This window comes from Thermostichus sp. OS-CIW-33, from assembly GCF_054059615.1.
The window spans coordinates 78,953-88,442 of sequence record NZ_JBSSCH010000009.1; the positions used below are offsets into that span (position 1 = coordinate 78,953).

Genomic DNA, 9,490 nt, shown 5'->3' on the forward strand with positions numbered 1-9,490 from the left:
TCCGCTTTTCTATCTGCCTCAGCCATGTCCACCCTTCTCCATTGCTCTCCCTCAACTCTGGCCGATGAGGATCCTTTGGTGCTCTATGGCCAACCGTTGCCCAGCCGTCTGATGTTGGGTACGGCTCGCTACCCTTCGCCAGCCATTTTGGAGCAGGCGGTGGCGCGCGCGCAGCCCTGTTTGTTGACGGTTTCTCTGCGGCGGCAAGGGGCACTGGGGCCAGAAACTTCCCAGAGGTTCTGGGCTCTGTTGCAGAAGATGGGGATCCCGGTTCTGCCCAACACCGCCGGCTGCCACAGCGTGCAGGAGGTGATCACAACGGCGGAGATGGCGCGGGAGGTGTTCGGCACCGACTGGATCAAGCTGGAGTTGATCGGGGATGACTACACGCTGCAGCCGGATCCCGTGCAACTGCCCACTGCTGCTGCTGAGCTGGTCCGGCGCGGCTTTAAGGTGCTGCCCTATAGCACCGACGACCTGGTGCTCTGCCAGCGGCTTTTGGATGCTGGCTGTGAGGTGGTGATGCCCTGGGCGGCCCCCATCGGCACCGGCAAAGGCCCTCTCAACCCCTACAACTTGCGCCTGCTGCGGGAGCGGATCGAGGCGCCGCTGATCGTGGATGCCGGCTTGGGCCTGCCCTCCCATGCCTGCCAGGTGATGGAGTGGGGCTTCGACGGGGTGCTGCTAAACACGGCGGTGGCCTTGGCCCGGGATCCGGTGGCCATGGCCGAGGCCTTTGCAGAAGCGGTGCGCTCAGGCCGCCGAGCCTACCTGGCCGGGGCCATGATCCCTCAGGAAACAGCTCAGCCCAGTACGCCTGTCCTCGGCACTCCCTTTTGGCACCAGGGCTGACTGCCGCTCTCAGGGGTGCAGCTCAGGCGGCAGGCTTTCGCGCCTGGATAACCTGCAGAGCTCCCCCAGCGTGGAGGGTCTGCCGGATGGATTGCCAACCCTGCTGCTGCAAATGCTCGGGCAAGTCCAGCTTGAGTAGCTCCCAGGCGGTCTCGGTTTCAAACAGGGCCAAAAAGAGGGCCAGCCCAGGCCAGATCAAGGGTTGTCGAGGCGCGTGCAGATCCAGAATCAAGAGTCCTCCCCCCGGCTTGAGCACCCGCCACACTTCCCGCAGCACCTGCTCCAAGTCGGCGAAGGACAATTCGTGCAGAGCCAAGCTGGTATGCACCCAATCAAAGCTGGCATTGGGAAAGGGCATATCTTGGGCAAAGGCCTCCACAAACTCCACCTGGGGAAGGCGTTTGCGGGCTGCCGCTAGAGCTTTGGGGGAAGCATCCAGGCCCACCACCTGCTGGCTCAGCTCCGCCAACAGTGGGGTTACTTCAGCTGGGCCACAGCAGAGATCCAACACCCGCTCCTGGGGATGAATCTGGATCCCTTGTAGGGGCAATTTCCGCAACCGCTCATATCCGCCCACTGCCAGGGCAGCCCCGCGACTGATGCTGCGGTAAAGCCAGGGAAAGCGGTAGCTCCAATCCCGCAGGAAGGTGGCCACAGACAGGGATCCCTCAGGGGCTCTTTCAGCCTACCTAGCCCCTCTCCCAGCAGGGGAGTTGGCCTGGCTATTTTCTTGGCCTATGTGGAACTTTTTCCCGCCGGCAGTCGTCTGGGGAGATGGGCCATCTTAGGCCTTTTCTCCATCCACCTGCTGATGATGACTCAGTTTGAGCTGCCTTCTCCCCCTTCTGGAAGACCTAACCGGCACAGCTTGGTTTGGCTGGTGGTTGCTGCAGGTCTGACGGTCTTGCTCTGGCGGTTTCCCTGGGGTAACTACATCCTCTACCCCTTTACCTTGTTGGCCACCTGGTTTCACGAGATGGGCCATGGTCTGATGGCAGTGCTGTTGGGGGGGGAGTTTCATCGTCTGGAGATCTATCCCGACGGCTCGGGGCTGGCCATTCACAGTGGCGAGCTGTTTTTGGGACGGGTGGGGCAAGCTTTGGTGGCCGCTGCTGGGCCGATGGGGCCGCCGCTGGCTGGGGCCCTGTTCATCCTTGCCTCCCGCCGCCACAGCACAACTCGGTTGGGGCTGGTACTTCTGGGATCCCTGCTGTTGCTATCGACGCTGCTCTGGGTTCGCTCTCCCTTTGGCCTCCTGTTCCTCTTGGGTATGGGTTTGGGGATCCTGGCGGTAGCTCGCTGGGCCTCCCCCTGGCTGCGGGGCTTCGCTGCACAATTTTTGGGGGTGCAGGCCTGTGTGAGCACCTACCACCAGCTTGACTACTTATTTACGGCCTCTGCTGTGATCAACGGGCAGGTGATCCACTCCGATTCCAGCCAAATTGCCCAAAACTTGTTCTTGCCCTACTGGTTTTGGGGAGGGGTGATGGCGGTCTCTTCTTTGGTGCTGCTGATAACCAGCTTGCAACTGACGTTCCGAGACTAGCCGGTGGGGGGCAAAGCCGCAATTTTGGCAGTGGTTCGTGTTATGTAAAAATCCGTCCTCTATCCCTGCCAAGTCGAGAAAACCGCCGCTACAGTAATGGGCAAGAGGAGTGAGGAGCTGAGGAGTGGAGCATGTGGCGGGATATTATCGGGCTGGCCCTGGCGGCGACCTTACTGTTGATCAGCAAAACCGCCGCAGATACGCTTGGCCAAGGCCAGGTGCAGACTTTCACCGAACCTGAGCCAACGCCCCATTCTTTTCCGGTGGAGTGAGGTACTCAAGTCTGCTGACGGAAGTCGTAGCGGCGTTGTCGTTTTGTGCAACACTCATTCTAGAGTCTTTGAGGACTCCGTCCGAGTGGCGCGGTCGCAGCAGCGTTGCGGAGCAATAACAGTAGGCTTGGGATCCCTGATGCGCATAGCCCTATTTACGGAGACGTTTCTGCCCAAGGTGGATGGCATCGTTACCCGCCTCTGCCACACGGTGCGTCACCTAACCGCTCGAGGCAACTCGGTGCTCATCGTCGCGCCCCGGGGAGCCCCCCGGCGGTTTGCACGGGCACGGGTCTACGGGATCCCGGGGATGCCACTGCCTTTGTATCCAGAGTTGAAGCTGGCCGCCCCTGGCCCGGCCATCGGCAAGTTGCTCAGCCGTTTCCGACCGGATGTGATCCACGTGGTGAACCCGGCAGTTTTGGGATTGGGGGGCCTCTACTACAGCCAGACGATGGGGATCCCGCTGGTGGCCTCCTACCATACCCATCTGCCGAAGTATCTGCAGCATTATGGGCTGGGCTTTCTGGAAGGGGTTTTGTGGAATCTCCTGAAGCTGGGGCACAATTTGGCGCGGGTCAATCTTTGCACCTCGACGGCCATGATGCAGGAGCTGAGCGCCCACGGCATTGAGCGGGTGCAACTGTGGCAGCGGGGAGTGGATACGGAGTTGTTTCATCCCCAGGCTGCCAGTCCAGAGATGCGGGCTCGGCTCACCGCAGGGCAACCGGAACGGCCTCTCTTGCTCTACGTGGGACGGCTTTCGGCTGAGAAGGAAGTAGGGCGGATCCGGGTGTTGCTAGAGCGGATCCCGCAGGCGCGCCTAGCTATTGTGGGAGATGGGCCAGAGCGGGGATCCCTGGAGCAACATTTTGCCGGCTACGATGTGGTGTTTACGGGCTATCTGCAGGGGGAGTCTCTGGCAGCGGCCTTTGCTTCGGCGGATTTGTTCGTGTTCCCCTCCCGCACCGAGACCTTGGGGCTGGTTCTGTTGGAAGCCATGGCTGCCGGTTGTCCGGTGATTGCCCCCCGCTGCGGCGGCATTACCGATGTGGTGGACAGTGGGCGCAATGGCTTTCTGTTCGATCCCAATTCGGATAGCGACTTTGTCCAGGTTACCCAGCAACTCCTGAGCAGCGTCGGGCAGCGACAGCTCTTCCGACAGCAAGCCCGCCAAGAGGCAGAACGTTGGAGCTGGTCGGCAGCCACCCAACAGTTGGAAGGCTACTACCGGGCTGTTATTGCCGCCGATTAGCGGTGCGGAGCACAGAGTCCCCTACTGGGAAATACTCAGGGCAGAACTCCGTCCTGCTCTCGGGGTTCTCCATAGCACCAGTGCGAACGGCCAGCCTAGGCAGAGACCGGATGATCCCCTTCAATGGCCCGCACTTGCTCCACAAAGAATTCTTCTAGGGATTGCCGTTGCCAATGCAAGTCGGTGACCAGTGCCCCCGCTTGGTTCAAAAGGCTCAGCAACTCCGGTAGGGATCCACTCCATTCCCCCGACCAATGGGATCCCTGAATCGAGAAGTGCTCTAGGCGGTCGCGGAACTGTTCGACGGCGCCACCGTGCCCCTGTACCCGATAGCTTTTGCTCTCTCCCAGCAAGTCATCCAAAGTTCCCTGATGCACCAATTTGCCGCCGATGATCAGGCCGACTCGGTTGCAGATAACTTCCACATCCGCCAGGATATGGCTGTTGAAAAACACCGTTTTGCCCTGCTGCTTGAGGGACAGAATGATCTCGCGCATTTGATAGCGGCCCATGGGATCCAGTCCCGACATCGGCTCATCCAGAAACACCAGCTCTGGGTCGTTGATCAGCGCTTGGGCCATGCCAGTGCGCTGCAGCATGCCCTTGGAGTAGGTGCGCAGTTGTTTTTTGCGGGCCGTATCTATAGAAAGCCCCACCAGCTCCAGCAGTTGCGGGATCCGCTCCTTCAACAGGCTATTGGGCAGACCAAACACCTTGCCGGCAAACTGGAGAAACTCCCATGCCGTCAAGTAATCGTAAAAATAGGGGTTCTCCGGCAAATATCCCACCTGTTGCTTGATGGAGCGATCCCCCAGGGGTTTGCCCAGCAAAGTGCCGCTGCCGCGGGTGGGCTCCACAATGCCCAGTAGGCATTTGATGGTGGTGGTTTTCCCGGCCCCGTTGGGCCCCAGCAGCCCAAAGGTTTCTCCGCGGGCCACAGTCAGAGAAAAATCTTTGAGGGGGCTGACCACCTTGTTCAGCCAAAATCCTGTGCGATAGGTTTTGGTCAGGCCGGTGATGGCAATGACCGGCTCTGGTGCCGCGAACGCTTCTGCTGGGGAAGTGGGGGTCTCGCTCATGGACTCGCTCGTAGGTATGTTGGAGTTGAGGGAGAAAAAGGTGCCGCGAACACCGAGTTAAGGAGCACACAGTCCGCCAGGCGATAGGCTACCCAGCCTAACCTTTAGTTTACCCACAGGCTTTGTCCCAGCCTAGGCTTGCCGCAGCACTTCCGGTAGAGGAAAGGGGCCAGAGCAAACATACTCCGCGTAGGTATCCGCTTCATTCGCAACAGCGGTGCGGTTCCTTTGCCGTAGGCACAGCACTTTGCTCTGACCTCCCTTCAGTAGCATTCTCATCATCTGGGATGATTCTGGGATGATGATTTCCATCGCGTTGGCGGGTGCGGAGCAAGAAAATTGAATCCAGAGGTTTTGTGGGATCCCAGCCGGTGGTGATCATCGGCAACAGCGTTGCAGAGCAATAAGAAAGGAGTGTTTCTTGCTGGATAAGGTGCTTAGGCAGTGGAAGGAGCGGCTGTTGGCTCCAGTGCTGCAAACCCCTCTCCAACAGGTGCATCCCCTAGCCATTACCCTGTCGGGGTTTGCCATGGGCCTGGCCTCTGGGACAGCGGCAGCTTACGGGGCCTACGGGTGGGGGCTGGGCCTGTGGTTGCTGAACCGGTTTATGGACGGGCTGGACGGCACGTTGGCTCGTCTGCAGGGACGGCAAAGCGATCTGGGGGGCTACCTGGATATGCTGCTGGACGTGGTGGTCTACGCAGTCGTTCCCCTGGGGCTGGCCTTTCACCAGGGATCCCTGCTGGGCTATGCTTCTCTGGCTCTGATGCTGGCCAGCTTTTACATCAACCTTTGCTCCTGGATGTATTTGGCAGGGCTGTTGGAAAAACGGCGTTCGCGACAGCGTTGCGGAGCAACAAGGACGGATGGCACTGTCGGGGCGGGATCCCTGGATGAACTGACCAGCTTAAGTATGCCGTCGGGGCTTATCGAGGGCAGCGAAACCATCTTTTTCTACGGCTTGTTTTTCCTTTTCCCGGAGTACATGGTGGGCTTGTTTGGGCTGATGGCGATTCTGGTGCTCTTGAGTGCTGTGCAGCGGTTGGTTTGGGCGCTGGGATCGCTTTCTGCTCCAAGGTGAGCCCGGAAAGGGTCTGTTACTATGGCTCCGTCCGGCTGGCGCGAGTTGGGTTACAAGGGTTCCCCATCAGATTTCACCGGGCGAGAGGATCCAAAATAAAAAAGCCATGGAGATCTGTTGCCATGACCTCCACCCTCAACCAACGCATTCGCCACTTCTACGATGCCTCCTCCGGCCTCTGGGAGCGGGTGTGGGGGGAGCACATGCACCATGGCTATTACGAGCCGGGCCAAACCGGTAAGGATCGCCGCCAAGCTCAGATTGACTTGATTGATAGGGTTATCCAGTGGGGCCAGATCGGGGATCCCTGCCCTCCCCAGCACATTCTTGATCTTGGCTGTGGCATTGGGGGAAGCAGCTTGGAGTTAGCCCGGCGCTTTGGGGCACAGGTTACGGGCATTACCCTCAGCCCCGTCCAAGCCAAGCGGGCTACGGAGCGCGCCCAAGAGGCCGGCCTGAGCAGCATGGTGCAATTTCAGGTGGCCGATGCTCTGGAGATGCCCTTTGCAGCCGACACCTTCGATTTGGTGTGGTCTTTGGAAAGCGGCGAGCACATGCCGGATAAGCAGCGGTTTCTGGCCGAATGCTGGCGGGTCTTGCAACCGGGCGGGCAGTTGATGGTGGTAACCTGGTGCCACCGCGAGGGATCCCTGAGCCAGCAGGATCAACAGCTTTTGCAGAAAATCTACGAGGTGTACTGCCTACCCTATGTGATCAGCCTCTCCGGCTACGAGGTTCTGGCCCAACAGGTGGGCTTTGAGCAGGTGCGCAGCGCCGACTGGTCGGAGCGAGTGGCCCCTTTCTGGGATGAGGTGATCGCTTCTGCCCGCGACTGGCGCTGGATCTGGGCTTTGCTGCGCAGCGGTTGGGTTACCCTTCGGGCGGCGCTGGGGCTGGGCCTGATGCGTCGGGCTTATGCCACCGGCTTGCTTCGCTTTGGCCTGCTGACTGGGTTCAAACCCAAAAGCTAGCCCACCGCAGGGATCCCTTGCTCCCCTTTGGGAGAAGGGGCGCTTGGGAAAATGGGCTCAAAAGTTGGGCTGGGGCGGTGCTGTGCCGGTGAGTTCCAGATACTTTTGCTTCACCGCCTGAATATCCTGCCACATCAACCACTTGGGGCTGCCAGGGGTGCGGTCTGGGTTGCGCAGCAGATAGGCCGGGTGAAAAATGGGCATACACCAGCGTCCCTGCCACTGGATCCATTCCCCGCGGATCTTGGTGATCCCTCGCTTCTCGCCCAAAAGGGAGCGCACCGAGGTGGCCCCCGTGAGCAGAATAATCCAGGGATCCACCAAGCGAATCTGCTCCAGCAAATAGGGGCGGCAGGCGTCCATCTCCTCCTGGGTGGGCACGCGGTTGTTAGGGGGGCGGCACTTGACCACATTACAGATGTAGGTGTCCTGCTCGGGATCCAGCCCCACCGAAGCCAGGATTTTATCCAGCAATTGTCCCGACTTGCCCACAAAAGGCAGCCCCTGCAGGTCTTCGCTTTCCCCTGGCCCCTCTCCGATGATTAAAATCCTTGCCTTGGGGTTGCCCCGATGCACCACCACATGGGTACGGCTGGCCGCCAACTCGCAGCGCTGGCACACCAGACAATGCTGCTTCAGTTGCTCCAGATCGCTGTAGGTGCCGGGGGGGATGGGCACTTGGGCCGATAAGGGGATCTGATCCCACTGGGGGAGTGTCTCCTCCGCCGGGGCTGGCGGCTCGATGGGATCGTCAAACAGGCTGGGCTGAAGCTCCGGCGGTTTTTTCTTGGCAGCCATTGCAAGTCGAGGTTTCCTTGTGCAGCGATCTTCGATTGCTCCCCCGCCCTTGTCAAGCTCCAGGTCAATTTGCCGGCAGGGGAGAACCTTTACTCCTTGTTAAACTGAGAAAACGAAAACTTGCGCCGGCCTTAGCTCGTCTCTACTCCCTGAGCCTGCCATGCTGCTTTTGTCCAAAGAACTGCCCAACCTGAACTACCGTCATACTCTACAGCGCTTCGACGAGGATTGGCGGGATCCCCTCTCTGCCCTGTTGGGCTGGGGGCGCGCTGCCGGTGCCGATTTGGTGGAGATTTTTCTAGAACGGGGCAATTCCATCAGTTGCCTGGCCGAAGATGACGCCATCACCAGCATCACCCCACGGCTCTCCACCGGGGCCGGCGTGCGGGTGTTTCGCGGCTTGGCCGACTGCTACGTCAGCACCAACGATCTGTCCTTTGCCGGTCTCAAGGCTGCTCTGGAGAAGGGCCTTTCGCTGATGGGCTTCACCCCTCCTGGCCCCACAGCGCTGGTTTCTGCCATCAACCTGGAGATGCTGCAGGACTACGGCGAGCGTCGCCGCAAAGATGGCTGGTTGAAGGAATGTAGCCCCATTGCGGAGATGGGGGAGATCCTGCTCAAAGCCAACGAGCAACTGGGTCGCCAAGCCCGCCATGTGCAGTCCCGCCGCACCACCTATTTCCGCGATTGGCAAGAGATTCTGGTGGCCTGCAGCGATGGCACCTTTGTGCGGGATGTGCGCCTCACCCAATCCGTGAGCTCTACGCTGCTCTGTGCCGATGGATCCCATCGCGCCTCTGTCAGTCAACGCTCCGGCGGTACGGGGGATCCCAACTTTTTGCGCCGTTGGGATCTGGAGGCCCATAGCCGGGAACTGGCAGAAGCCGCCGGCCAGATGCTCTATGCCGACTACGTGGAATCCGGCACCTACCCGATTGTGATGTCCAACGCTTTTGGCGGCGTTATCTTCCACGAAGCCTGCGGGCATCTGTTGGAAACCACCCAGATTGAGCGCAAAACCACTCCCTTTGCCGACAAAAAAGGCCAGAAAATTGCCCACAAAAACCTTACCGCCTGGGACGAAGGTCTCTCTGAAGGGGCCTTTGGCAGCCTGGATGTGGACGACGAGGGGATGCCCGTCCAGCGCACTCTGCTGATCGAGAAGGGCATTTTGAAAAACTTCCTGGCCGACCGGGCCGGCTCAATGCGCACCGGCCACCCCCGCACCGGCAGCGGTCGCCGCCAAAACTACACCTTTGCCCCTGCCAGCCGTATGCGCAACACTTACATCGCCCCTGGAGATGCAGAGTTGGACGATCTTTTTGCTTCTATCGACAAAGGCATTTACTGCAAGCGTATGGGGGGAGGGAGCGTCGGCCCCACTGGGCAATTTAACTTCGCCGTCGAAGAAGCCTATCTCATCGAAAACGGCAAGATTACCAAACCCCTCAAGGGAGCCACTCTGATCGGAGAAGCCAAAGACATCTTGACCAAAATCTCCATGTGTTCTAAGGACCTCAGCTTGGCAGCTGGGTTCTGTGGCTCTGTAAGTGGCAGCATTTACGTCACCGTCGGGCAGCCTCACATCAAGGTAGATTCCATTACCGTGGGCGGTCGCTAATTCCAGGGATCCACC

The 9,490-nt window shown here is 59.7% G+C and carries 10 protein-coding genes; 7 read left to right on the top strand and 3 right to left on the bottom strand.

The window, feature by feature from the left end:
- Positions 1 to 24 precede the first annotated feature (24 nt).
- Positions 25 to 852, top strand: coding sequence for a thiazole synthase (locus ACVWZG_RS08615; protein WP_041436737.1), 828 nt, complete (start codon positions 25 to 27; stop codon positions 850 to 852).
- Positions 853 to 874: 22 nt separating this feature from the next.
- Here the strand turns inward: ACVWZG_RS08615 and ACVWZG_RS08620 are convergent, their stop codons facing one another.
- Positions 875 to 1,507 (bottom strand): class I SAM-dependent methyltransferase, encoded by a 633-nt coding sequence (locus ACVWZG_RS08620; protein WP_414328936.1) that lies wholly within the window; start codon positions 1,505 to 1,507, stop codon positions 875 to 877.
- 159 nt (positions 1,508 to 1,666) lie between these two features.
- Between ACVWZG_RS08620 and ACVWZG_RS08625 the strand changes: the two genes are divergently transcribed.
- The 3 genes from ACVWZG_RS08625 (at position 1,667) to ACVWZG_RS08635 (ending at position 3,925) form a co-directional block, all read left to right on the top strand.
- Positions 1,667 to 2,398: a M50 family metallopeptidase gene (locus ACVWZG_RS08625; protein ID WP_457393304.1), complete on the top strand. Its 732-nt coding sequence runs from the start codon at positions 1,667 to 1,669 to the stop codon at positions 2,396 to 2,398.
- Between the two features lie 131 nt (positions 2,399 to 2,529).
- Positions 2,530 to 2,670, top strand: a complete 141-nt coding sequence (locus ACVWZG_RS08630) for a hypothetical protein (RefSeq protein ID WP_414419233.1) — start codon at positions 2,530 to 2,532, stop codon at positions 2,668 to 2,670.
- 139 nt (positions 2,671 to 2,809) lie between these two features.
- Positions 2,810 to 3,925, top strand: a complete 1,116-nt coding sequence (locus ACVWZG_RS08635) for a glycosyltransferase family 4 protein (RefSeq protein WP_414390806.1) — start codon at positions 2,810 to 2,812, stop codon at positions 3,923 to 3,925.
- A gap of 95 nt (positions 3,926 to 4,020) precedes the next feature.
- Here the strand turns inward: ACVWZG_RS08635 and ACVWZG_RS08640 are convergent, their stop codons facing one another.
- Positions 4,021 to 5,004, bottom strand: a complete 984-nt coding sequence (locus tag ACVWZG_RS08640) for an ABC transporter ATP-binding protein (RefSeq protein ID WP_414344385.1) — start codon at positions 5,002 to 5,004, stop codon at positions 4,021 to 4,023.
- A gap of 421 nt (positions 5,005 to 5,425) precedes the next feature.
- Between ACVWZG_RS08640 and ACVWZG_RS08645 the strand changes: the two genes are divergently transcribed.
- Positions 5,426 to 6,085 (top strand): CDP-alcohol phosphatidyltransferase family protein, encoded by a 660-nt coding sequence (locus ACVWZG_RS08645; protein ID WP_414407724.1) that lies wholly within the window; start codon positions 5,426 to 5,428, stop codon positions 6,083 to 6,085.
- A gap of 122 nt (positions 6,086 to 6,207) precedes the next feature.
- Entirely contained in the window at positions 6,208 to 7,056 is an 849-nt protein-coding gene (locus tag ACVWZG_RS08650; protein ID WP_457405981.1) for a methyltransferase domain-containing protein, read from the top strand.
- A 57-nt stretch (positions 7,057 to 7,113) separates the two neighbouring features.
- Here the strand turns inward: ACVWZG_RS08650 and ACVWZG_RS08655 are convergent, their stop codons facing one another.
- Entirely contained in the window at positions 7,114 to 7,854 is a 741-nt protein-coding gene (locus ACVWZG_RS08655) for a uracil-DNA glycosylase (RefSeq protein ID WP_457405979.1), read from the bottom strand.
- Positions 7,855 to 8,014: 160 nt separating this feature from the next.
- Between ACVWZG_RS08655 and ACVWZG_RS08660 the strand changes: the two genes are divergently transcribed.
- Positions 8,015 to 9,475, top strand: coding sequence for a TldD/PmbA family protein (locus tag ACVWZG_RS08660; RefSeq protein ID WP_457387919.1), 1,461 nt, complete (start codon positions 8,015 to 8,017; stop codon positions 9,473 to 9,475).
- The last annotated feature ends 15 nt before the right edge of the window (positions 9,476 to 9,490 follow it).

Bases quoted from the DNA above. Each gene is read 5' to 3' on its own strand.
- ACVWZG_RS08615 (WP_041436737.1), top strand. From the start codon at position 25: ATGTCCACCCTTCTCCATTGCTCTCCCTCAACTCTGGCCGATGAGGAT.
- ACVWZG_RS08625 (WP_457393304.1), top strand. From the start codon at position 1,667: ATGACTCAGTTTGAGCTGCCTTCTCCCCCTTCTGGAAGACCTAACCGG.
- ACVWZG_RS08630 (WP_414419233.1), top strand. From the start codon at position 2,530: ATGTGGCGGGATATTATCGGGCTGGCCCTGGCGGCGACCTTACTGTTG.
- ACVWZG_RS08635 (WP_414390806.1), top strand. From the start codon at position 2,810: ATGCGCATAGCCCTATTTACGGAGACGTTTCTGCCCAAGGTGGATGGC.
- ACVWZG_RS08640 (WP_414344385.1), bottom strand. From the start codon at position 5,004: ATGAGCGAGACCCCCACTTCCCCAGCAGAAGCGTTCGCGGCACCAGAG.
- ACVWZG_RS08650 (WP_457405981.1), top strand. From the start codon at position 6,208: ATGACCTCCACCCTCAACCAACGCATTCGCCACTTCTACGATGCCTCC.
- ACVWZG_RS08655 (WP_457405979.1), bottom strand. From the start codon at position 7,854: ATGGCTGCCAAGAAAAAACCGCCGGAGCTTCAGCCCAGCCTGTTTGAC.
- ACVWZG_RS08660 (WP_457387919.1), top strand. From the start codon at position 8,015: ATGCTGCTTTTGTCCAAAGAACTGCCCAACCTGAACTACCGTCATACT.